The sequence below is a fragment of the Hymenobacter mucosus genome (assembly GCF_900188255.1).
GTDB classification, from domain to species: Bacteria; Bacteroidota; Bacteroidia; order Cytophagales; family Hymenobacteraceae; genus Hymenobacter; species Hymenobacter mucosus.
On the sequence record NZ_FZNS01000011.1, the window covers coordinates 58,427 to 81,634 of the forward strand.

A 23,208-nucleotide genomic window follows, 5' to 3' on the forward strand; every position below is an offset into this window, starting at 1 on the left:
TGACAATAGGCTTTACCTCGACCTTCATTACTAATGCCCACCGACACCCCCGAAGCCCGTATTGCTCGCCTTGATGCCTATGAGAGTAGGTTCATCCCCAAGCTAGCGGCCGCCCTCATCAAGAGTGTAGAGCCAGCTATATCCGCGTACGAGCAGGGGGCTACCCCTAGCCTGGCCGCAGCCTACGTGAAGGATACCCATGTTGGGACTGTGCTAGAACAGCTCTACCGCACCGTAGCGGTAGACGAAGCCAAGCGTACGTACGATACCCTCACAGAAGGCCAGAAAGCCCAAGCGCCAGGAACGCTGGCAGATGGATGGGTAGCCCGCGCCCGGGACTTTCTGCGGGGGGAAGGACGCATGACCTTGCAAGGGATTACGGAGCGCACCCAAGGGGTTGTACGGGATGTGCTGGAGGCCGCGCAGGAACTGGGTTTGTCCATTCCCGACGCCGCCCGACGCCTGCGGCAGACAGTAACCGGGATTGCACGGGAACGGGCTATTGCCATCTGCCGAACAGAGATTAACGCGTCAAGCAATGCGGGCTCTCTTTGGGGAGCACAGGCCACCGGACTAGCGTTGCAGAAACAATGGCTGGATACCAAGGATGGCCGGGCCCGCCCGACCCACGTTGCCGCCAACGGGCAGAAGGCGCCCTTGGATGGGTTCTTTTCCGTAGGGCAGGGGAGAGGACGATACCCAGGCGACCCACTCTTACCGGTGGGAGAGCGGGCGAGATGTCGGTGTACACAAACCTATGTTCCGATTGATTAACTAGATTTAAATATGGCACTCATTGAAACGTACGACGACAAGAAAGGTAAGTGGCAATCATGGGAAGCGACTATTAACCTTCAATCGGATAGCATACAAGACCCTAATCTGATTGGCTATGGCGCCACAGAGGAAGAAGCTGTTGCAGCGCTAAAAAAAGACCTGAGGGCTTATATTGAGTTGTTGCAAGCCGCCGAATCCGTTGATATAACAACGCCCCGTGCCTAGCCACCCTACTTCCGCTGAACACCTCCCCCTTATCTGCCGCTCCCGCCATCCTCCCTCTGTCATCCTCCAAGAGTGGGTAGGCACCATGCAACGAGCCCAGTACCCCAACGGAGCGAGAGTGTATCAGTTTAGCCTTACCTGCTTCTCTGCGAATTAACTAACTACTCCCATGAATGACTACACTGCAATAGCAAACCGCCTTGGCTCTATAGCCCCACATATGCTGGATAAAAATCATCCTCTTCGCTTGGTTTTACATCATACGCCAGCTTACCGCACTGTTTATTTCTTTGATGAAACAGGCGAATTAGACTATGCTGAGCAAGAGTTGACCCTTAGTCTAGACCAGTTGCACGCACATGACTTCGTAGTAGAAGGCCCGGCTGTGTTGTGTCCTCACATCGTCTCATTTGCTATCAACACTAGTATTGATGGGCAAAAAATAAGTTGCCGAACCCGTGTAAGTCGCGAGTTCTTACAGCAAACACATAACGTTTATATAAAAGAATGGATAAGCAAGCGAGTACTGCAAGACATCTATGATTTAAAAGAGCGCCACCCCTAGTCGCTTCTCTGCAAATTAGCCCCGCCCCACCTACACTGGTGGGGCTTTTTTATGTCCCGCCCGATCCGTTCGACAACTTGACCCCCTCCTGTACCACGTAAGGCAGGGCAGGCGGGTAGGTTTGGGTATGCAAAAGCAGAGCCTGCCTTACTTCCGCATCAAGGATATTGACACTACTGGTCGCACCGTACAGTTTTACGGTTCCGCTTTCGGGGTAGTCGATAGTGATGAAGACATTATGGTGAAGGGGGCCTTCACCAAAACGATTCAGGAGAACGGCCCTGCTTCTGGCCGCCCCCGCATTCAGCACCTTTCTCAGCACAACCGGCAAATCATCATTGGCAAGTTCACCGAGCTGGTCGAAGATGAGTTTGGCTTGCTGTGCACCTCGGTGCTGGCTGATAACGCCGATGGCAACGATGCCTTGGCCCTGTACGAGTTGAACGTGTACGAGCACTCCGTAGGGTTCAACACCATCAAGCAGGAATACGACAACACCACGGGCATCCGTCGCTTGACGGAGGTAAAGCTGTGGGAGGTGTCGGCCGTCACGTGGGGGGCAAATGAAATGACCCCATTAGTAGGGATTAAATCCCTCAAGCTACCCGAGCAAATCGACTACCTGAATGGCCGCATGGACAAGCTGGTCAAGGCGTTGCGCACGGGCAATATGCAGGACTCGACTTACGAGAATATTGAGGTTGAACTAGCCTCACTTCAAACCGCCTACAAAGAACTCTTCTCACTCCCTCCCACGCAGGAGCCGGCCCCGGTGGTCACTCCTTCACCCGTGGTAGACGAGCCGGCTGGGGCTGAACTGGTGGAGACCCTAAAAAAATCTCTCACTTTCCTCAACAACTAGCCATCATGGCCGACGAGAACAAAGAGTATCTGCAAGTGAAGCAGGACGTAGAAAAGCTTGGCAAAGACATTGACCAGAAGGTTAATGAGATCAACACCAAGGCGGAGAACGGCGAGAAGATTGCCAAGGAGGCAACCGCCGAAATTCAAAAACTGGTAAAGCAGTACCAAGACCAGCAAGACCAGCTCGACCAGATGCAGGCAAAAGCCAATCGCAATCGGTTGAATGGCCTGTTTGGTGAGGAGCAGAAGATGCCTGCCGACCAGATTCGCGAAGCCCTCGAAAGCTCAGATGATTTCAAATCACTGCGCAGCAAAGGCAAGGGCCGCGCGGTGCTGGAGTTCCCCGAACTGAAAGCCACCCTGCTAACGCCTGCCGTGGCTCCCGGCACGGTGATTCAGCCTCAATACCAAGCGGGTATCGTAGCGCCCCCGTTGCGTTCGACCATCTTGGATATTCTGGCAACGGCTCCGACCACGGCCAACACCATTCAGTACGTACGCGAGCAGGCCTACACCAGCAACGCCGCCTACGTAGCCGAAGGCCAGTTGAAGCCAGAGGATGACCTGACCCTGTCGGAAGAAACCGCCACGGTGCAGACGCTCGCCACCACCTTGCGCATTAGCAAGCAGTTGATGGACGACTTCCCTGCCTTGGTGGGCTACATCACGTCGCGCGCTCCCCGCAAGATGCAGTACGTGAAGGAAAACGCCATCCTGTTCGGTTCGGGTACGGGCGGGCAACTCGAAGGCATCACTACTGTTGCCTCGGCCTTCGCACCTGGCGCCGACATCATCGTGCAGGCTCCCAATAACTGGGACGTGTTGGCCGCCGCTGGCTTCCAAGCCACGATGGCGGAGTACATCGCCAACGGCGCCGTGATCCACTCGGCTGACTTGCTGATGCTCCAGCTGATGAAGGACAGCCAGAACCGCTACCTCTTCCCTGAGCTGCGGGAAACCGGCACCCTGAACGGGATGCGCGTAGCCGAAACCCACATGGCCGCCATGCGGGGCAAGTTCCTCGTGGGCGACTTTGCCTTGGGTGCTCAGTTGTTCCAGCGCCAAGGCATCACCATTGAGTTCTTCGATCAGGACCGTGATAACGTGGTACGCAACCTCATCACCATCCGTGTAGAGGAGCGTCACGCCCTGGCTACCTACCGTCCCGATGCCTTCGTGTACGGCACGTTTGCTGCCGCCAAAACCGACCTCGCTTCCTAAGCCATGAAGGTGACGCTGCTCAAAGACGTAGCCCTGCCGCATAACGGCACGCAGGACACCGCCCCAACCGGTCCGCCGGTTGTGGGCCAAGCCGGGCAAGTAGTAGACCTCTCCCCTGATTCGGTTGCCAAGGCCTTTATCAAGCGCAAGCTAGCCGTGGCCGTGGAGGAAAAGGAAGATAAGCCTGCCGACGCCCGCGCCACGAAGCCCGCCAAGGGCCCCACGGAAACCAAGTAATCCTCATGCCTACTGTTGTCGTCCTGTCTACTGCTGACCCTGTAACCGAACCCGTGACCGTGGCCGATGCCGTGGTTGAATGGCGCTTGGACTTGGTTGCGACAGATACGGACGAAGCAGCCCAGGCCGAACGTCGGTTAATTCAGCGCAAGCTAGCGGCCGCCCGCCAACTCGTAGAAGCCTACACGGGTCGCTACGTGGCGGGCGGCCAGACGCTGGAGTTGACCTTCCGCCTAGATGAGGAGTACAAGTTACCTACCGGGGCTGTCGCAACCGCCGTGCGCGGGTTTCACACGTCCCTTGCCTCTCTGGAAAACTTCCATTGGGTAGAGTACCTAAAAGGAAGCAGTGTAGAGCGGCAATGGCCCCTGGGGTATGCTGCCCAGCAGACCTACACAGTGACGGTAACCTTGCCCGAAACAGCTTCTTCGTTGTGCCCTGCTCTGATGCAGGAAGCCATCTTGGAGCTAGGGGCGGAGTTCTACCGCAACCGCGAAACCAGCTCTGCGGCGGGTATTGTACCACGGGAACTACCGGTTAGCTACAAGGTGAAACTAGCGCCCCTGGTGCTGCATCCCGCTCTCTTCTAATGGGACGCCTCGCCGCTGGGAGTCTTACTGAGCGCGTTACGCTCACCAACGCGTCGGCAGCCATTGAAGATGGGCAAGGCGGGTGGCTAGAGAGCGAGAGTGGTCCCGAATGGACCCGCACGGTACACGCGGAACGCAAGGTGCTGAGTGGGTCCGAAGCCCTCCGACTCGGGCAAGTACTCGGGGGAGAGGTTGCTCTCTACACGGTACGCTACACCGCCCGCGCTACTAGTGATACCCGGTTGACCACCAAAACTGGACAAACCTACAGTGTTCGCCACGTGGAGCATGATACCCGGCGGGAGTTCTCGCTTCTAACCTGCGTGGACAATGGCCGGAATTAACATCAAGGTCTCAGGAGTGGACCGGCTGATTCAAAAGCTACGCTTCTACCAAGTAGACAAGAAAGCGCGGGTAAAGGCCGTGGTCGGCAAGTACTTGCTGCTCATTGAATCCGAAGCCAAGCGCCGCGCCCCGGTAGATACGGGCCGGTTGCGGGCCTCGATTTACGCTGACCCCACCCCCGATGGGTTGGGCGGCCGGGTAGCAGTACAGGCCGAATACGCTATGTACGTCGAGCTAGGCACGCGACTAATTCAAGCCCAGCCCTTCTTGTTCCCCGCTGCGGAAGCCTTACGCCCCGCTTATACCACGGACATCATTGCTGCTCTTAGAACCCGCTAATATGGCTGCCTTAGAACCACTCGCTATCACCATTGACACATCACAGGCCGATCAAGCTATTGATGCGCTTACCGCCAAGGCGGATACATTGATCGAAAAGCTAGAGCGCATTAAAGCGTTTTCGCCTGAATCGGCGCGTGTGTTTATAGACCAGCCAAGCCCCGCCCAAATTGGAGAGGCATTACAATTCTACTATGACAGAATGGGTCGAGTTATCCCACCCCATAAAGCAGAGTAGATGAACCCAACCAAGTACATCCTTCCTGCTGTGTATGCCGCGCTCACCAGCCCCCCGCTGGCCGCTGTCGCAGGCGTGCAACCGAAGGTGTACCAGTACCTACCCAAGGGCTTCAAGGACGTCCTGTACGTGCAGATCAAACAACCCACCGCTACCAAAGAGCGCGGGGCCCAAGGCTGCAAAAGCTGGTCCTGTACCGTCTTACTGGACTGCGTGCGCCTCACCCAGCCCGGCCGCTCTAGCAGTGTCGCGGTGGACGAATTAGCCGACCTAGTAAGCGAGCGTCTCGACGGGGCGCGGCTCTACCTAGGGGCTGACTTGGAAGCCTCCCCAGCGGACGTGGAGCAAATCACGCCTTTGGATGACGCCTTCGATGGGGAGCAAGTAGATATCCACCGCTACCTACGAGTACGGTTCACGGTGTCCCAGCATACGCGCACCCCAGGGCCGGTTATCCCGCCCAATACCGCTTTCCCCTACACGTTCCCCCTTACGCTCGCATAGATGGCTAAGTTCACCAAACCAACTGTCCCAGATAAGACCAGCGGGCAAACGCTTTCTGCGGCGGAATTTAACCAAGTCAAGACCTTCCTAGGTCTGATAGCTGATGTAATAGATGGCTCGCAGACCGTGGAGGGAATTTCTTTGCCCGCTATGCTACTCTCGGCTGTGCTGGATACCAATGGCAAGATCAAGGACGGGGTGCTTGCTGCAAACCTGGTGCGGCTGGTGAATGGTGCTTTGCCCGAAGGTGTGTTGCCATCTACGGTGATAAAGAAAGACCCCGTTACCGGCAAGGCGCCAGAAAGCATCCTGCCCGAACGAGACATACAGGGCTACGATCTAAACGCAGCGGGTGATCTAGTGGTCAACGTAGACAGCCTATTCGCCCTGCTGAAAGCGAAGCTAGACGCCACGTACGCGCCCATTGGTTCAGGCAACACGACAACGCCCACCCCACCTACGGCACTGGATATTACGGCAACCCCTGGCGACGGACAGGTAACGATTAGCAAAACCGGTGGGGAAGGTACGGGCGTAACGTACGCCCTGTACCGGGGCACCTCTGCGAGTGGGACGCTCATTGCAACGGCGCTGCCTTTCACCGATACGGGCCGCCCCAATGGTACCGCGGTAACGTACTACGCCACGGCCACCAATGCGGGTGGTACAGTGTCCGACACCGACACCGCCACGCCCAAAGCCCCCGCTACCACCACACCCACCCCTACGGCGGGGGTAGTGAATGACACGTTTACCCGCGCCGACTCGACTACAAGTCTCGGTACCGCCGAAACCGGGCAGTCCTGGGTAGTGGACGCGTTGGGTGTACTGGGTATTCGTAGTGGGACTGCCTATTTGGTGAGCGGCAATGGCTACGCCTTCCTGCCGGCTCCTTCCTCTAGCATGCGGGTGCGGGGTAAGCTCACGTACGGGGCTACGCTCGTGTCGCAGGGCATCATCTTCAACGCCCTCAACAAGCAGAACCGCTTTGTGATGGTAACCGAAGCGAATACGGGCAAGATTCAACTCTTACGCATTGAAAACGACGGGGCTACCCAACTAGCAATTACCTCCACGGCGCTGGTTGCCCCCAACTCAACCCCTGAATTTCGGGTCGATACCAAAAAACGAGCCGATGGTACGGGGCGGGATATTCTGTGCTTTCTCAACGATGTGCAATTACCAGAACTCACCTGGTACATCAACCCCACGGAAGCCGCCAAGTACGACAACTGGAACATGGCTGGCTACCGGTGTGGGGCGGTGGCTGCGGGGGCTGGATTGGATCGCATTGACATTGACGCGCTCGTGTAATGGCAAAGGTTCCGTTCCCTTTTAAACCGAAGAAGAAGCCGCCCGTGGTGCCCCCGGCGAGCACGAACCGCGTACGCATCACGGCGACATTCCCGAGTGCACCTGTGACCCCTAGCCTTGCATTTGCCGACATGCTAGCCGACGCCCGGCTGGCTGTGGTGATGCACAAGGATGATTCGTACTACCCCGACTACACGGAGGTATTCCCGAATGTGCGGGACTTGACCACTAGCGATAATGCAGGCGGTACCATTCCGGTAGGGTACGGCTTTGCCACTATTGCCGCTGCTCCTACGCAGAACCTGCACCACACGCCTGAGCGCAATGGGCAGCCAGGTTCGAGTACGACCTGGCCTGAGTACCGCGAAATCTACAGTTACTACCAGTTCGCGCCCGTCAACCACAGCCAAAACCACGACAACAAGCTTGGCACGTGGTTGCTGGAGTTTCAGGCAGGGCACGAAACCATTGTGCGCGAAACTGGGCGGGTACCGAGTACGATGGTAGTCGTAGCGGGTATTGCTGGTCAGGTGCAGCCCTCCATTCAGGACATGAGCTATGATTTGGCCTTGTCTGGTAACTACAACAACACCGGCGCTGGTATCTACCAGCCTGATATTTTCTGGGGGGAGGAAATTAATATGACCACCTACGCGAAGCCGTACGTGGTTTCTTCCCGCTGGGCAATGGATGGGCAGTTGAGCCTAGCCAACTTTGGCGACCTCTCCGGCTGGCGTGACCGGCACATCACCATTGCCAAAACCAAGAAGCACGCCGCCCCCATCTTCGGACACAATCCCTTTGTCGGGGGCGGGGCCAACCTGCGCTTATACATTCAATCCATCATTGCTAAAGCAGCGGAAGCAGGCGTAGCCCTTTGGATGCCCAACCCGCAGCAGCTGGCAGACTACCGCCGTCAAAAGCGGTTAGCTACAGTGGGGGCACCCATCGTGTCAGGCAACTCGGTGACGTGGGAGGTAGAACTAGCAGACTGCTTCTACCAAGACCTGAGCTACCTCGTACCCGGTGCGGAGAGCGTCACCGTGCAGGGGGCGCGTAACGCTACCTTCAACTCCTCTACGGGACTACTGAATGTCTACAAGCTACAAGGAGAGGGGGTATTACCCGTAGAAGAAACGCCTAAGCCTCGTCTTAGCGGAGAGATTCCCGTGTACGCTGACATGGAGATTATTTCGGAGCAAGCCCCAGCTACAGACTACTTCAGCCGCGCCTACGACCCAGCCACCATTATAAACGAAAACAGGACCTTCTACTACGGCAAGTTTAGAACGGCAGATAATCAACTGCTCAGCTATTCTCGTCACCGATTCCGAAAGGGGCAAAACCCAGTTATCAAGCAAATCACCGTGGGTGACAACCGCCCGAACGTGGGGTTTGACTTGCGCATCTTTGAAGTCAAGAAAGACGGCACTCAACGGGAGTTATTGCAGTACACGGGCGGCACGCCCACGACCCGAACGATTGAGCCCACCGCCCCCGATTCCACCCTGCGGTATCAACTCATTGGGGCCAACAGCCCCTCTCAACTGCGGTTACTAGGGGAGTACACCGACGTGGCGTATCCTGCTTTGCCCGCGCGGGAGAAGTACGGGTTTGAAAACTTTACCCTGGTGCACGCCCACGACTACGAGTTGATGAACCAGCAAGGCATCAACTGGCCGGTGTACAATCTGTGGAAAGCACTAGGCGGGGGGCGCGTGTACAAGGACGCCAAGCGCATCACCACGGAAGAGGGTCGCTACATCTTCAATATTGACGCGGCCGGCAACGACCAAGATGAGTTAATGCAGCAAATCCACACCGACAATCTAGCCACCGTGCTGGATGTAAAGGAGGTGCCGGAGTGGCTGTATAACAAGTACACGCAAGCTGACCGTGACGCGACGCAAGGCACCCGGGAATGGCCGCCAGTTAACCCGCCCTACGCGAATCGGCTCACAATGGAAGCCTGGGCGTGGGCGCGTGACCTCGCGTATCAGATCGTGGCGCGGTATGGTTCCAACAAGAACCTGGACCCAGCCACGGTCAAGGCCCGCACCGACCAGTTGTACCCGGGTAATCCTGATATCGTCTACACCAAAGAGATTGGACTAGGGACGCTGAAAATCCTGGAAATCTGGAATGAGGCGGACAAGGATTGGAAGGGAATCAAGGTGTACACCTCCGGCGCCGAGTATGCCTATATGGCGTACTCCATCTGGTTAGGGGTGCAGGACGCCGACCCCACAGTGCAGGTAAGCTGCACGGGGCTTGCGGGAGCAACCCCCGACTGGCTGATGGACTGCGCCGAAACGATGGCGAAGATTGCCCCGCTCAATGCGGACGGCAGCCCGTTGATTCCCTGGGATTACTTGCAGGTACACGCCTACTCCAACTCTGGGTCGGGGCAGCAGAACACCAATGAGAAAACGCGGGCCATGATGCCTGAGATTTCTTCGCTGGGCGCTTCGCTTGACCGCCTGCAAGAAGCCAACGCCCGGTTCTTAGGGAACAAACCCCTGATTATGGGGGAGATCGGCTCGTGCTGGAAGATCAACTACGTCAACAACGACAACGTGAACGTGCATGAGGTGCAGTCTCCTTACCTCGTGTACCCCCCAGTAGGAAGCAATTACACCCAAAAGGAATGGCAGGCCGTGCACTACCTGCGCACGGCCTTCTACTTGCACAAGCGCGGAGGCTTTAAGTACGCGGTACACTACCAACTCACGGACGATTCCCCCGCCACCCCCTACCAGAACTACTCCACGATGGGGGTACTGGAAACGGTCACGGTCAATGGGGTAAATACGGTGCAGTACCGCCCCAACGGCAACCTGTTGGTGCAGGCCCGGCAACTGCTCACGGGCTATCGTCATGCAGAGCAAGTAAGCCCGCTGGTAGACCGCTTGCAGAACGCTGCGGGTCGCAACGCCTTGGTGGTCTGCTCCAAGACGGAGAACAACACCCAAGTAGCTGTGGAAATCCCCTTGTCCGGCACGGCAACCCGCTACGACTTCAGCCTGCACAGCACCACGCCCACAGCAACACAGGTTCCCGCTGGCCTCTACAACACGATAGCCGCCGAGCTACCCTTCGTGCTCATTCTCAACTAATCTTCTCACTCTTACCCTCTTTTTCACTCATGGCTATTCAAAAGCTCGATGCTAGCGACGTAACGCTAGAAGTAAACGGCAAACCCTTTGGTTGCTCTACCTCCGCTGGGCTATCGGTAGAAACCGACATGGACGAGGCATCCTGCCAGGCTTCAGGTGCGTGGAAAGAGTACATTCCCGGTACCCACGGCTGGACGGTGGATTCGGACGCGTTGGCTCGCATTGCTACGGGTACGGATGCTACCAATGAACTAACCTTCAAAGACCTGCTCCAGCTTCAGATTGCCAAAACTTTGATTCCAGTATCTTTTGGTACCAACATCTCCGGTGATGTGCGCTTTGAGGGCAATGCCTACATCAGCAGCTTCTCGCAGAACCGCCCCGAGAACGGCAAGGTGACCTTCAGCGTGTCGTTGCAAGGCACGGGCCCGCTGGCTATCGTTGCTAACGCGTAATCACCATGAGCACGAAACCTAGCGGCTACGGCCTCATGCAGATTGGAGGACAGGAAAGACCTTTCCACGTAGGTACCCACCAGTCCGACATTTTCTGCCGCCTCCACAACATGAGCATCAAGGCGTATAGCGAGATGTTCAGCCCGCAGAACTTGCAGGCGCAGAATCTCACAGCCGGCGACATTGCCGACTTCGTGTATTCAAGCCTGGTCGCAGGAGCGGAATGGGATGGACTTCGAGTAGAGCTAACCCCCTTGCATGTTCGTGCCTGGGTGGACGACGCCCAAACCGAAGAAACCACGAAGCCTATTGCCGAGATGCTCAAACAGGTAGTAGCGCGTGCTGAACGGGATGCCGAACGGGCGGGAAACGCCCAAGCCCCGCCAGCAGCGAAGCGGGGCAGCAAGGCAGCGAAGAAAAAGGACTAACGTGGGCGGCAGTGTGGGACTTCCTCTTGGGGGAGTTCCGCCTGCCCTCGCGGGAGGCCCGGTATCTAACCTGGCTGGAGCTAGACAGCATCTACTACGGATATGAGCGGGCCTACCAACGCTCCTTACTTGGGGCTCGTCAGGTTGCGTGGGAAACCCACAACCTGACGCAGATGATGAGTGGGGCGAAGAAGCCGCAGTTCTCTCCCTCACCACGGGCGTACTGGCCGCTGTCTTTGATTGATGGGCCCGAACCCGAAGCCCTGCCCAAGGAGCTGCCCAACGAACGGATGCGGGCTTACCTCGAAAAGAAGTACGGCACCCCTATTGTATTTGAAACCGACTAATATCCACCGCCCGTGGCTTTAATTGACGAACTCTTTGTTTCCATTGGCGCTCAGCTCGAAACCGCTGGTTTTACCCGAGCCGAGCGGGCTATTAGCTCCATCGGTGGGGTAGCTGACCGGGCGGGCGCGCAAGGTGGAGCCGCAATGGACCGCCTGGCGACAAGTGCGTCGCGGGGCGGTTCGGCGTACGCGGCTGGATTAGGGACAGCGGAGCGGGCAAATGGGCGGTTTGTTTCTACAGCAGCCCTTGCGGCGGCGGCGGCCAGCAATGTTGGCGGTTCTGCGGCGGGAGCCGTAGCGGGCGTCAGTGCTCTGTCGCAGGTAAACCTACGCCTGGCTAGTAGCTTTCAGGAAGCCGACAACACCCGTAAAGGACTAGAGCAAGGCATTGGTAGACTTGGGGATTCCTTACAATCTATTGGACAAAGCTTCTCTACCTACGTCACGTTACCTATTACCGGCGCCGTGGCGGCGGCAGGCAAAGCAGCCATTGATTTTGAGTCAGCGTTTGCAGGGGTCAAGAAAACACTGAACACGAATGGGCTGTCGGCTACCGAAACCACGGCCGAATATGGTCGTTTGGCGGAGGGTATTCGGTCAATGGCGCGGGAAATTCCCGCTGCTACAACCGAAATAGCGGGGGTAGCGGAAGCCGCGGGGCAGTTGGGTATCAAACGCGAGAACGTGTTGGAGTTTACCCGTGTCATGGTGGACTTGGGCAATAGTACCAACCTGGCCGCCTCCGACGCTGCAACCTCCCTTGCTCGATTAGCCAACATCACTGGACTGCCGCAGACGCAGTTCCAAAACCTGGGCTCTACTATCGTTGCGCTAGGGAACAACTTCGCCACCACAGAGCGGGAGATTACCGAAATGGGCTTGCGGATTGCGGGCGCCGGCAAGCAAGTTGGTCTCACAGAAGCGCAAACCCTGGGCTTTGCTACGGCTCTTTCTAGCGTGGGTATTGAGGCAGAAGCTGGTGGTACTGCGTTCAGTACGGTAATTAAACGGATTCAGGGAGCCACTGAAACCGGGGGCAAAACCTTGGATGGCTTTGCCAAGGTGGCTGGGCTGAGTGCGAGTGCCTTCAAACAGGCTTTCCAGACCGACGCTGCGGGGGCTACCCTATCTTTTGTGGAAGGCTTGGGGCGTATCAAGGAGCAAGGAGGCTCCACCCTACAGGCTTTAACAGAGCTAGACCTTGCTGACATTCGCGTATCCGACTCTTTATTGCGCCTATCAGGGGCGGGTGATTTGGCGCGGCGGTCAGTTGCTTTGGGCACAGATGCTTTCCGCGAGAACACTGCTCTCGCCAAAGAGGCAGGGCAACGCTACGAAACCACTGCTTCTCAGATTCAGATTGCCAAAAACCGGCTGAATGACATTGCCATTACCATTGGCGCGAGTCTACTCCCGCTTATCAAATCGGGGACGAGTGCGATTGGTGGTCTATCAGATGGATTAAAAAACATCTCCCCAACGATTGTACAGGCAGGCCTCACACTAGCGGGACTAGCCGCCGCCACGGGGCCTGTACTGTTTGGGATTGGCGCAATTACCAAGGCTATCCCAACGCTACGGGCGGGTATGCTGGTCTTGTCGGGCCCGGTAGGGGCGGTAGCTTTAGCCGTCGCTGCGGCTAGCTACCTCATCTATGAGAACTGGGACAAGCTGGTTGCTTACTTCACCACAGGTGAAGGGGGGAAGGTGTTTTCGGGACTCGCAACCTCAGCGAAAGCGGCCGTAAAGGCAGTAAGCGATGCCTTCTCGGGACTTGGGGGCGGCACATTTGCAGACCTCGCTTCGGGAGCCACTGCGCTTGGGTTTGTGTTTGAGGAGTTAGGGAGGGGAGTAACGGCGGTATTTGATGTAATCACGGCGTCGGTTAATTCCGTTTCGGCCTTGTTTCGAGGGGACTTCATCACGTCAATCAACGAAGCAGGGGCGGTACTCGAAGCGCTTACGCGACCTGTACGGCGCCTGCTTGGGCTTACCTCGCAACAGCCCAACTCTTCCATTGGCGAGTTCTTTAAAGGGCAATTTGATGCCGCCGCCGAAGCCGCCCGCAAATTGGACGAGGAGATGGTTGCTGGTGCGGTCGCGGGAGGTGATATAGCTGCCTCCCTAGAGAAAGCGGGTAAAGCCGCAGGAGGTGCGGCGGCCCTTACGGAAGATCAAGTAAAGGCCTTGGAGGCATTGCGGGCAGCATTGCTGAACAACTACCGGCAAGCCCAAGCATTCGGGGCTAGCTATGACTATGTTGGTGGCCGCGTAAAAGTCTTGCAGTCTGGCATTGAGTCCCTAGTAAAGGTTGGCTTTGATCCACTAGGAACTACTGTTCAACGCTACGTAGGGCAGCTTAACAGCGCCGCCGTGGCTACTGAGCAACTAGCCACGCGGCTAAGCAAAGGCATCCCCGCTCCCAAGGTAGAGCAGGTACAAGCAATTGATACCAACCCGCTGGCAGAGCTACCGGAGAATATTGATGCAAGTCTGATTCGGGCCCGCACGGCCCTCTCGCAACCGCTTGTATTCTCACCCCTAGACTCTAGTGCCCTTCTTGAACAACTGAATGCCGCCCGAAACGCTGCGGGTGTGCCAATTACCCTTGCGCCGTTTGATTACACCGCCTTTCAAGGCTCTACTGCGGCTATTGAAGACTTAACAAGCAGGGTAGTGAACTCGACAACGGGTATGTCAAATGCCGCAGTTAGCGCAATTGCGGCATTTAATGATAGCATGCAGCCGTTGCTAGACTCCATCAATACCCGTTTTACTGATTTCGCAGTACTAACAGGGGAAGCCTTTGGCGGGGTGATAACTGGTGTATCTTCTATTGGAGACGCCATGCGCGGGGCGCTAGCTGGCGCTCTCGGTATTCTTGGCGACTTCATTAAAGAGTACGCCAAGAAGGTTGTTGCACTGGGTATTGCCAACCTAGCTATTAACCCCGTGAAAGGTGCGCTTCAAATTGCCGCTGGGGTCGCACTCGCCGCCGCCGCTGGGGTTGCCTCCTCTGCTGGGTCTGGATTAACCGCCTCGCGAGGTGGCGGAGCCACAGCTACACCGCGAACCGGCATTCCCACGGTATCTACCCCAACAACAGCCCGCGCCACCGCGCCAACCGTTGCGCCGCCCGCCGAGCAAAATAATACGATGTATGTAAATGTGATGGTGGATGGCAAGCAGATTGCACAGTCCGTCGAATTATATAGGGACAGACTTGGACGGATTGTGGCCCGGTAAGAGCCTACTCAACGGTGTACTGAACCGACGCGCCGCTATATGCTTGCGCGGGTTCCATGAGTTGCATAAAGAGCGAGCCGGGTTTCACCCCATTTGCAATCACTCGAATAGGAACGATATGCTGTTTGCTATCAAAGGCACTCATGTCTACAGCCGCCCAGCCACTAAGGCGCAAAAGGGCTCCCTTGGTAGTTACCTTAACAGTAAGCGTGGTTGGGGTAACACCCGACTTGATTTGCTTAGGTTCGGTAGTGAGCGTATTGAAGTCTGTATCAAGTTTTTGAATAACAAACCCCTTATCTACTAAGAGAGCACCGATCTTTTTAAGTGCAACGACCCCGCTATCAGGCGTTTGTATGAGAATAATGTTCGCCTTTTTAAAAGGCTGGCTTGACACAGTTTGCGCAAAAGCGCCAACAGGCAAAGTAAATAACGATAGTACTAGTAGTTTTTTCATTCCACCAATGTACTAAACCGCAGTAGAACATGGCAACCCCAACCGAACTCAACGCAAAACTTGACCTACTCCTTACCAAAGTAGACACCTTGTTAGCACAGGCAACAGAACGTAAAAAAGTAAGTATAGAGTTGCCCACAGGCTACCTGTTAGGTCAACTAGAACAGGATGTTGACCGCCTAGGACGTGTGATAGGAGGCAAGGACAAAGAATAAAATAGCCCCCCTCCTAACAGCGGCGCACCTGAGATTGTATACGGGGTGAAAGGTAGCTTGTAGGGAATTGATACCCTGCAAGCGTGCTTTTGACTATACGCCTCAAGAAAACTATCTTATCTTTGAGGCATTACGCTTAACGGTGGATTCACCCCCACCTTGCCACCCTACGGGTATCCGTTAAAAAGGAAACGCCGAGACTGTTGCGAGCAGCTCGGCGTTCTGAAGAAGTAGGTGGGGAAACACCTAATCTTCTACCCTATGAAGAAGCGGCGTAAAGTGAGGCAGCCGAAGGAAACCGGCTCGCCAAGTTTCGCAGAAAGACTTGCTCTAGCACTTCTTTCTAGCGGATTCAGAGCAGTAGTCACTGAGTTTATCAAGGACTACTGGTAACGATTGGGCGGCTTACCCTACTGGTGAGCCGCCTTTTCTATGCCCAAAGATATAGGCGTAAACGCAAACGGCAAGCAATGGGTGCCTGTGCTGTCAGGTTTATGTACTATCACTGACAGTAGCTGACAGTAAATTTGCCGGTTAAAGTACAATTACAAAAGCCTTAGCAAGCCACAGTTTGATGTTTCGGCACGTAAAAAGCAAAACGTTTTTACAGACGTTCATGTGAAAAATATTTTCACATTATGTCAACCAAACGCAAACCAAACGACAAGCAAATGTTGCCCAAACGCAACTTAAACACCGCTCAAACGTCGCTCAAACACGCCTACCTAATCCCACCGCAGGGTGTAGCTAGGTTCTTTCGGTGGTAGGTCAGACAGATTGAGTTGCCGAGCTATGTATTGCCCAGGGCTTAACCGCGCCTTCTCCGCTAGTTCTTTCAGGCGCTTGAACTCCGAATCGGTCAAGCCAATGTTGCGAGCCAAGCGCCGCTGTTCAGGGGGTAGCTTTTGCATGGGTGCAGTATAGCACTTGTTCAGCTAGGGTGTAAACGCAAAGAAGCCCGACCAGATACCGGCCGGGCTTCGCTGTTAGGTGCCCTAGAGAATCGTCCCCCTCTAACTGCACTAACAGCAAGTGGTAAGATACGGCAACGATTCGATGTAGCGCGCTATTCCTGTTACAAGGGTGTGTTAGCCCCTAAAATCACGTCAACAGCCTTTTTGAGCGCGTCGGGATTGGCAGCTAGCCAGGCGCATTGCATGAAGAATATACCCAACACAAAGAACCCAACCAAGCTAAGAAAAATGGTTTTGCTGGTGCTTATGCTTGATTTCCCTTCGGGGGTAGGAGTAAACATTAGAGCTAGGCAGACTGGATTTTTGGCATACAAGATAGCCGTTTCTTTACCATAGAGCAATGTAGCGCGCTAGCCGCGCAACCGGACGCGTAGTAACAACGCTCCGAGCTTTCAAAGGGATGGAGTTTGCGCAAGCCCACACTTAAGAATCACATACTCGCTTACGCCAACCTTCGCCGCCGCCGCCAATTCTTCTAGCCGCTTGTACTCAGCATCGGTAAAGGAAAGGGTGCGGCCCTTCTTTAACCGGGCGGGGTCTTTTGCGGGGCGTCCGGTGCGCTTAGGTTTCTCTTCCATAGTGGGAGTAAAGGTAGAAATAAATTAATATTTCTACGTAAGTAAATACTTAATAAAAATATTTCCTTACGTGTTTTGTTACGTAAGAAAAGTTCGTATATTTGAAGTGTTGGGTCGCACCAACAAAAAGAGGCCAGCCCCGGCAAGGGCTGACCTCCCACAGACAAAAGCCCCGGCAAGGGCCATTATCCACTGTTCAAGTACAAAGGTATGCAAACTGCAACCACCAAAGCAACCACGGCAACGGTTGCCCAACACCTTCCCGCTTACACCGGGCCATTAGGCCGGTTCCTGCAACGCCAGGAAGAAGTAAAGCAAGCCGCCCAGCAAGCCGAAACCCTACGGGCTATGCGGGCAAACATTATGGCCGTAATGAATGACGCCTACTTATTTAGCGAAGTAGAGCTTCTGCGCGCCAATGATAGCGTGTATCAGTGCGAGTGCGTGGCACAGTTGCAGCGTTGGTTCCGCAACGTGTACCGCGTGTACCAAGAGCGCGAGGCTTCGCTGCGCATGGGGTTTGCTGATGGTTCGTACGTTCACATTCCAGTACAAGCCTAGTAATGGCACGGCAGAACAAAAAGGCAGTAGCGGCGGGAGCCGCTACTGTTCCTGCGGCTGTGCAGCTAGAACCCGGTGTGCGCTTCATAGGGGAATTGCTTTACCCTGTTGCCCGCTTTAAGGAGCTTAACGCCCTTGTTCATTGGACGGTGCAAAATGACTTCATGGGTGAGCGGTTCCCTGTTGGCACCGTGCTCGGTATGAAGCCAATTAAGCGTCGCCAGGATATAGTAGTAGGGCGCGTGTATTTGTGGGCGCTGTGCGACACGTACAGCCTACTACGCATCACTGGCTTGCGAAAGCGGGGTATTCTAACGCAATGGGATAGATACCCTGACAAGATAGACCCCCGAACCAATCTGCATTGGGGGCATGAATCATTCGCCCTCTATGAGGTAACGCACTACATCACGTACGGGGAACAAGATGCCGCGCCTACTAATCCCACGGAAGTGGATTGGAGGGAGAACCACTATCAAAAGCAAATTTACGAGGGGTATTGTGCGGTAACCCTGCAACGGGCAAACCAACCAGTGTTGACGCAAAACGTGTCGGCAAAAGCGGCACTATGGATTTACAAAATCCTTCGCGCCGATAGTGGCCGCGAGCTTGCTGTATTGCAAAAGCGGTACGAAGAATCTATTGGGCGGGCGTTGGTAGCAGAAGCCAAGCTTCTAATGGAGAAAGGAGGGGAGAACGCATGAAAACGCGCCTTCGCATTCTCTTTCTAGTACGCAAGAACCGTACTATTAACGGCAGGGCGGTTATTAACTGCCGACTAACTATCAAAGACCAGCCCCGCGTCAACTTCTCAACTGGTCAACTCATTGAGGTAGAGCGATGGGATAGTAAGGCCAAACGGGTTGCTGGCACAGACGAAACCGCCGCCCGTATTAATCGGGCGCTGGTCAAGCTGGAAAACGACCTAAACGACATACACGCCGACCTTGAACGGCAAAAGCGCCCGGTTACTACGCGTCGGTTATTCCAACTCTATAAGACGCTCGGTGTGTCGCCTTTGTCACTGCAAGCTGTATATGGCAGCTTCATAGAAGAACGGCAAAGCTTGATAGGCATTGAGATTGCCAACAATACGCAACGCTCTCACTTGTCGCGCCGCAACAAGTTTATAGCCTTTCTGCAAGCGCATAAGCTGGAAGATATACGGCCCGAAGATTTCAGCGTGAACATGGCTGATAAGTACCTGCACTGGCTACTGATAACGGACAAGTTAGAGCGTAGCACGGCGCTTAAGCATCTGCAAGGGGTAGACCAAGTACTGCGGTGGGCAGTGCGTCGGGAGTATATCGAGAAGAACCCGATGGAGTTGTACGAGTTCAAACACAGCGCCCCGAAAGAGATAACCTATCTGACGCCTGAGCAACTAGAAGCACTGGCAACCCTAGAGATTGCCGTCCCTGCTTTGGGTAGGGTTCGAGACTGCTTTATCTTCCAATGCTGGACAGGATTAGCCTATTCCGACCTTGCCGCAATGGATGTAGAACGGGACGCGGAAGTCTACAAGCGGCGGCGGTTCCTACGCATTCGTCGGGCGAAAAGTACCCTGTTTAAAGGGTATGAGTGCGTTATTCCGCTGCTAGAAGAACCAGAACGGCTACTTGCTTTCTACGGCAATAAGATGCCGCTTCCCTGCCTGCAAGTGTACAACCGCTATCTAAAGCAGGTGGTTGAAATGGCCGGACTTGACAGCAAGCAAATTAGCTCGCACGTTGGCCGCAAAACCGCCGGAGTACAGTTATTGAATGCTGGACTCAGCATGGAAATAGTTAGCAAGGTACTAGGTCATAGCAGCATCAAGATAACAGAGAAGCTATACGCCAAGCTCTTAGACCGCACGGTGGTGAATGAGTTTGAACGGGTCTTTGGAGGCTTGCCGGAACCGCCTCTACCGGCCCCTGGCTTTGATTCAGAGGAAGGGTGTCGTGTTCTGCAATTCAAGTTTAGCGCCTAAGACGATGCAACAGTATCCATCTATTCTATTTGCTGACTGCTTGCTTTTTGCCATTCCCTCTCTGCGAGAGCGGCGGGCAACCCTGCGGCAGCCAAAGGGCGCAAAGGGCAAAAGCAAGATGCTAGTGCCCAACCCAGAACACCCGCTTGTTCACGTCAGATTATGGTTGCGTAAAAACGCACTTTCCTTCAAAGCCCGCAAGGAACTACTAGCAAGCCTCAAGCCAGGGGATTTAGTAGTAGACTTGCCAACACCCGATAGGGTCGGAACGGTGTACTGCACAGTAGCCGTAGCGGGCAAGGATGTTCGGGAGTTTAAGACCAGCCTCACAACTTGCTTTCGTAACTGGGATAGTGAAGGGCAGTGCTTTAGGGCTGAATGGCCTAAAGCAGAACAACGCAATACAACCTTGGCAACGATGCGAGAGGTGCTGAACTTGATTGTAGCTGACATACTAGAATCTCGTCCTAAGTCACTTTCAGCCGCGTTAGTCCTTCAACGCTACCAAGAGTTGCCTTCTAGTATCCGACCAATAGAAGGGGAGGTGCGCCCGGCTAAGTAAGCAATGCCAGCCACTAGCAAAAGCCCGACCCTAGCCCGTTGTGGTTGGGGTCGGGCGGAGTGGGCAGCCCGCCAAAAGGGCCGCAAAGCAGTGCTGTACGTGATACGCTTGTACGGCAACGGGGAAGTGTTTTACAAGGTCGGCATTACGTTCTGCCTAGCCTCTCGCTTCACCAAACTAAACCTGCCGTACCGCTGGCGCACCATTGCCCGGTATTCGTCTTACAGTGCGGGCAAGGTGTGGGACTTGGAGCAACGCTTGCATAGCTCCGATTTAAGCCGTTACGTGCCCTTGCTGGACTTCGCGGGTAAAACGGAGTGCTACGCGTCGGCTGAACAAGTGCTTGCCTTGTTGCCGCCTAAAACGTTTATTTTAAAGCATATTACTGCTGACGTATGAGCAAAGGAACTTCCTATACAACCGAATCATTTTTAGCCAAGTGCAAGGAGTTGCACCCTAACCTTGATTTCTCGCAAGTACTAGAGTATCCTGGTATTCGCGGCTATGTTACAGTAAGCTGCCCTGTTCATGGGCAGCTTACCAAGCAGGCCGCAAATCTTGTTCGGAGCAATGGCGGCTGCGCAGCCTGCGGTCGGACTGGCGCATCACGGAAAGGACGCGAGTACTTTTTGACTGGGTTTGCAGAAATGCATGGGGATAGGTATGACTATTCACTAGTCCCCGATCGGTTTACTGCCAATGACAAGATTCCTGTGATTTGCCGTGAACATGGCGTGTTCAATCCCTATGTATCCGGCCACAAAAAGGGCACTGGTTGCCCTGTTTGTGTTGGGCGGGGCAAGTGGAATACCGACTCATTTAAGCAAGAGTGTAAGCGGCGGTATCCACACTTAGACTTCTCGCTAGTTGAGTATACAGGTATTGTTGGTCGGGTTCGCGTTGTGTGTCCTAGACACGGGGAGTTTACAGCCGTAGCGAGCGAACTGGTGACTAATCGAAAGAGCCGCCAAGGGAAGGGCGGCTTTGGCTGTTGGGGTTGCGCGAACGAAGGTAAAGAGGGGGCAAGACTAGCAAAGGCTGTTTGGGTGGGGCGGTTTATAAAGAGGCACGGCCGACAGTATGACTATTCTTTACTGCCAGATGAAATAACTACCCAGGTCAAAATAAATGTTATCTGCCCCGCGCATGGCGTCTTTTCGGTGCTACCTCATAATCACAAAAAAAGTGGCATGTGTCCTAAGTGCAACGGGCAATATAGGACAACAGTGGAATTTATAGCAGCGGCAAAAAAGCTTTGCCCTCGTTTAGATTTTTCTGAAACTATCTATACTGGCGCAAATAACAAGGTTACGTTAATTTGCCCCACACATGGGCGGTTCCAACGTACGGCTGCTGACGTGATTAAAGACCTTGGTTCAAAGACTGTCTTTGGTTGCCAAAAATGCTCTAGGGGGCACAACAAAGGAATAGCAGGTGTACCGCGTGAAGAATGGATAACGCGATTTGAAGCGCAACATGGCGCAGCGTATAGCTATGAACTATTACCCGACACTATATTAGCCACCCGCAAGATTCCTGTTTTGTGCCCTGAACATGGCTTGTTTAATCCAGTGGCTACGCACCATGTAAGGGCTAGCCGCTGCCCTAAGTGCGTTCGGGAAGAAGCAAGAAGCCGTAGCGGTTGGGGTAGTACAAAGTGGGCAGAAAGACAAAAGGAACGCTTTGCAAGCTTGTATGTGGTAGAAATGAAATCGGAGCAAGAGCGATTTTATAAGGTCGGCATAACCTATAACAAAGTAGGGCACCGGCTATCTGGCCTGCCTTATACCCATCAGATACTTGCTGTGTATCAGTCAATGGACGCCGTGTCTGTTTGGCGTTTAGAAGTGCGAATTAAGGCTCTGTATAAAGGACGTAAGTATATTCCTTCACAGGTATTTGCAGGCCGCCAAGAATGCTTTAGCAACATTGATGGACTAATAACCAATGTTCTCTATCCGTTGGCCGCACAGAGCTTGGGCGTGCTTAAGCAACCAGCCCAAGAACAAGCGGTGTTGTTCCCTCTATAGTGCGCCCGCGTAGCTACCGAACATCACCTTTAAAAGCCTTTTTCTACGCGTCAGGCTTCGCGGCTAGCGAGCTATATTGCATTTGACAACCCCGCCTATTCGGTTGGGGTTGTTCGTTTTTATGGCAGAGCAAGCACTGAATCCGCCCGACGTATTGCCTTATCTGCACTGTCTAGTAAGGCCCTATCTTGCTCAATAGTGGGCTGCCCTTCAAGCACGTACGGCCCTTGTTGTTTTGGTTGGCTCTCGCAGGATGTTAATACACTAAAAGATAGAGCCAGAAGAGATAGAATAGATTTCATGGGGATGAATGTAGTGATTAGGCACGAAAAAAAGCCCCAGTTGCTGACCGGGGCTTTTTCTTTATGCAATCTTGTTCATCTTCTCTTCAAACTCGCGGTATTCCTCTGGCATGGGGATGCCTAGTTCTCGACAAGCATGGTACATGATGTACTGATCAAGTGTAGAATAGCGAGGAACAGACGTAATCTGGCCGTTTTTAAGGTTACGAAAGACCAAATGCGTTCGCCTTTGGTCAATTCGATAACAGTATTTATAGCTTAAATAACTATCGAAAATAGCTAAGTCCATTGATTAACAAGAGGCAAGCTCTCTTTCAAGTGTAAATTCAAGCTTCTCTTCCGCTGGCAAGGCATCCAAAGCGGGATTGTGCGTTTGACTGGTTAGAAGCGCTAACGCTTGTGGGCGCTTATACACTTCAATCATGTGAGCAGTGGTTTCTAAGAGATTTTGATAGGCCTCTTCTTCTGTATTGCCTTGGGCGAAGATGCCACCAATCTCTTGAATCCGCCCGACGTATACGCCCGGCGATGCTCCTGGCTGAATAAGGCCAGTGAGTTTCAAGACTTGGGTTGACATGGTAGTTTGTGGTTGGTTGGCTCCTGGTATAACCAAATATACGGGCGCTGCTCCCATCTAGTATGCACTCATATGCACATTTCTGCAATTGCCCCTCAACTCTCCTACTAGCCTAGGGTAGAGAACTTCCCTCCCCTGTAGCCCGCCCCGCCCGATCCGTTCGACAACT

At 54.3% G+C, this 23,208-nt stretch carries 28 protein-coding genes; 22 read left to right on the top strand and 6 right to left on the bottom strand.

What is annotated here, in order from left to right:
- Positions 1 to 33: 33 nt before the first annotated feature.
- The 17 genes from CHB83_RS19685 (at position 34) to CHB83_RS19765 (ending at position 14,811) form a co-directional block, all read left to right on the top strand.
- A complete protein-coding gene (locus CHB83_RS19685) occupies positions 34 to 774 on the top strand; it encodes a phage minor head protein (RefSeq protein ID WP_089333913.1) in 741 nt (246 codons plus the stop codon).
- Positions 775 to 786: 12 nt separating this feature from the next.
- Positions 787 to 1,002 (top strand): hypothetical protein, encoded by a 216-nt coding sequence (locus tag CHB83_RS19690; RefSeq protein ID WP_089333914.1) that lies wholly within the window; start codon positions 787 to 789, stop codon positions 1,000 to 1,002.
- A gap of 169 nt (positions 1,003 to 1,171) precedes the next feature.
- Positions 1,172 to 1,567: a hypothetical protein gene (locus tag CHB83_RS19695; protein ID WP_089333915.1), complete on the top strand. Its 396-nt coding sequence runs from the start codon at positions 1,172 to 1,174 to the stop codon at positions 1,565 to 1,567.
- A gap of 127 nt (positions 1,568 to 1,694) precedes the next feature.
- Entirely contained in the window at positions 1,695 to 2,429 is a 735-nt protein-coding gene (locus CHB83_RS19700) for an HK97 family phage prohead protease (protein ID WP_089333916.1), read from the top strand.
- A 5-nt stretch (positions 2,430 to 2,434) separates the two neighbouring features.
- A complete protein-coding gene (locus tag CHB83_RS19705; protein ID WP_089333917.1) occupies positions 2,435 to 3,652 on the top strand; it encodes a phage major capsid protein in 1,218 nt (405 codons plus the stop codon).
- A gap of 3 nt (positions 3,653 to 3,655) precedes the next feature.
- Complete coding sequence (locus CHB83_RS19710) at positions 3,656 to 3,889, top strand: hypothetical protein (protein WP_089333918.1); 234 nt, start codon at positions 3,656 to 3,658, stop codon at positions 3,887 to 3,889.
- A 5-nt stretch (positions 3,890 to 3,894) separates the two neighbouring features.
- Positions 3,895 to 4,479, top strand: a complete 585-nt coding sequence (locus CHB83_RS19715; RefSeq protein WP_143437217.1) for a hypothetical protein — start codon at positions 3,895 to 3,897, stop codon at positions 4,477 to 4,479.
- Positions 4,479 to 4,823 (top strand): phage head closure protein, encoded by a 345-nt coding sequence (locus CHB83_RS19720; protein WP_089333920.1) that lies wholly within the window; start codon positions 4,479 to 4,481, stop codon positions 4,821 to 4,823. Before CHB83_RS19715 ends, CHB83_RS19720 begins: the two co-directional genes overlap by 1 nt.
- The gene (locus CHB83_RS19725; RefSeq protein ID WP_089333921.1) at positions 4,810 to 5,163 is read left to right on the top strand and encodes an HK97-gp10 family putative phage morphogenesis protein; all 354 of its coding nucleotides are present in this window, start codon (positions 4,810 to 4,812) and stop codon (positions 5,161 to 5,163) included. The genes CHB83_RS19720 and CHB83_RS19725 overlap by 14 nt, the downstream gene beginning before the upstream one ends.
- Position 5,164: 1 nt before the next feature.
- Positions 5,165 to 5,401 carry a hypothetical protein gene (locus CHB83_RS19730; RefSeq protein WP_089333922.1) on the top strand — a complete coding sequence of 79 codons (237 nt, stop codon included), beginning with the start codon at positions 5,165 to 5,167 and terminating at the stop codon, positions 5,399 to 5,401.
- Positions 5,402 to 5,905, top strand: coding sequence for a hypothetical protein (locus CHB83_RS19735; RefSeq protein ID WP_089333923.1), 504 nt, complete (start codon positions 5,402 to 5,404; stop codon positions 5,903 to 5,905).
- On the top strand, positions 5,906 to 7,219 hold the full coding sequence (locus tag CHB83_RS19740; RefSeq protein WP_089333924.1) for a hypothetical protein: 1,314 nt from the start codon (positions 5,906 to 5,908) through the stop codon (positions 7,217 to 7,219).
- A gap of 104 nt (positions 7,220 to 7,323) precedes the next feature.
- Positions 7,324 to 10,335, top strand: a complete 3,012-nt coding sequence (locus CHB83_RS19745) for a hypothetical protein (RefSeq protein ID WP_143437218.1) — start codon at positions 7,324 to 7,326, stop codon at positions 10,333 to 10,335.
- A 29-nt stretch (positions 10,336 to 10,364) separates the two neighbouring features.
- The gene (locus CHB83_RS19750) at positions 10,365 to 10,790 is read left to right on the top strand and encodes a phage tail tube protein (RefSeq protein ID WP_089333926.1); all 426 of its coding nucleotides are present in this window, start codon (positions 10,365 to 10,367) and stop codon (positions 10,788 to 10,790) included.
- 5 nt (positions 10,791 to 10,795) lie between these two features.
- Positions 10,796 to 11,218 carry a hypothetical protein gene (locus CHB83_RS19755; protein WP_089333927.1) on the top strand — a complete coding sequence of 141 codons (423 nt, stop codon included), beginning with the start codon at positions 10,796 to 10,798 and terminating at the stop codon, positions 11,216 to 11,218.
- An 11-nt stretch (positions 11,219 to 11,229) separates the two neighbouring features.
- Positions 11,230 to 11,565, top strand: coding sequence for a hypothetical protein (locus CHB83_RS19760; protein WP_089333928.1), 336 nt, complete (start codon positions 11,230 to 11,232; stop codon positions 11,563 to 11,565).
- Between the two features lie 12 nt (positions 11,566 to 11,577).
- On the top strand, positions 11,578 to 14,811 hold the full coding sequence (locus CHB83_RS19765) for a phage tail tape measure protein (protein WP_089333929.1): 3,234 nt from the start codon (positions 11,578 to 11,580) through the stop codon (positions 14,809 to 14,811).
- Positions 14,812 to 14,815: 4 nt separating this feature from the next.
- On the opposite strand, the gene CHB83_RS19770 is transcribed toward CHB83_RS19765, so the two are convergent.
- From CHB83_RS19770 to CHB83_RS19790, 4 genes are all read right to left on the bottom strand, one after another.
- Positions 14,816 to 15,268: a hypothetical protein gene (locus CHB83_RS19770; RefSeq protein WP_089333930.1), complete on the bottom strand. Its 453-nt coding sequence runs from the start codon at positions 15,266 to 15,268 to the stop codon at positions 14,816 to 14,818.
- A gap of 940 nt (positions 15,269 to 16,208) precedes the next feature.
- Positions 16,209 to 16,394 carry a hypothetical protein gene (locus tag CHB83_RS19780; RefSeq protein WP_089333932.1) on the bottom strand — a complete coding sequence of 62 codons (186 nt, stop codon included), beginning with the start codon at positions 16,392 to 16,394 and terminating at the stop codon, positions 16,209 to 16,211.
- 164 nt (positions 16,395 to 16,558) lie between these two features.
- Complete coding sequence (locus tag CHB83_RS19785; protein ID WP_143437219.1) at positions 16,559 to 16,738, bottom strand: hypothetical protein; 180 nt, start codon at positions 16,736 to 16,738, stop codon at positions 16,559 to 16,561.
- Positions 16,739 to 16,849: 111 nt separating this feature from the next.
- A complete protein-coding gene (locus tag CHB83_RS19790) occupies positions 16,850 to 17,035 on the bottom strand; it encodes a hypothetical protein (protein ID WP_089333934.1) in 186 nt (61 codons plus the stop codon).
- A 210-nt stretch (positions 17,036 to 17,245) separates the two neighbouring features.
- On the opposite strand from CHB83_RS19790, the gene CHB83_RS19795 reads away from it, so the two are divergent.
- From CHB83_RS19795 to CHB83_RS19820, 5 genes are all read left to right on the top strand, one after another.
- Complete coding sequence (locus CHB83_RS19795; RefSeq protein ID WP_089333935.1) at positions 17,246 to 17,596, top strand: hypothetical protein; 351 nt, start codon at positions 17,246 to 17,248, stop codon at positions 17,594 to 17,596.
- 2 nt (positions 17,597 to 17,598) lie between these two features.
- Positions 17,599 to 18,300 carry a hypothetical protein gene (locus tag CHB83_RS19800; RefSeq protein ID WP_089333936.1) on the top strand — a complete coding sequence of 234 codons (702 nt, stop codon included), beginning with the start codon at positions 17,599 to 17,601 and terminating at the stop codon, positions 18,298 to 18,300.
- Positions 18,297 to 19,568 (top strand): site-specific integrase, encoded by a 1,272-nt coding sequence (locus tag CHB83_RS19805; RefSeq protein ID WP_089333937.1) that lies wholly within the window; start codon positions 18,297 to 18,299, stop codon positions 19,566 to 19,568. Before CHB83_RS19800 ends, CHB83_RS19805 begins: the two co-directional genes overlap by 4 nt.
- 565 nt (positions 19,569 to 20,133) lie before the next feature.
- Entirely contained in the window at positions 20,134 to 20,529 is a 396-nt protein-coding gene (locus CHB83_RS19815) for a hypothetical protein (RefSeq protein WP_089333939.1), read from the top strand.
- Positions 20,526 to 22,160 carry a DUF723 domain-containing protein gene (locus CHB83_RS19820; RefSeq protein WP_089333940.1) on the top strand — a complete coding sequence of 545 codons (1,635 nt, stop codon included), beginning with the start codon at positions 20,526 to 20,528 and terminating at the stop codon, positions 22,158 to 22,160. The genes CHB83_RS19815 and CHB83_RS19820 overlap by 4 nt, the downstream gene beginning before the upstream one ends.
- Positions 22,161 to 22,523: 363 nt before the next feature.
- Here the strand turns inward: CHB83_RS19820 and CHB83_RS23920 are convergent, their stop codons facing one another.
- Entirely contained in the window at positions 22,524 to 22,679 is a 156-nt protein-coding gene (locus CHB83_RS23920) for a hypothetical protein (RefSeq protein ID WP_179225577.1), read from the bottom strand.
- A 75-nt stretch (positions 22,680 to 22,754) separates the two neighbouring features.
- On the bottom strand, positions 22,755 to 23,039 hold the full coding sequence (locus CHB83_RS19830; protein WP_143437220.1) for a type II toxin-antitoxin system HicB family antitoxin: 285 nt from the start codon (positions 23,037 to 23,039) through the stop codon (positions 22,755 to 22,757).
- Positions 23,040 to 23,208 lie beyond the last annotated feature (169 nt).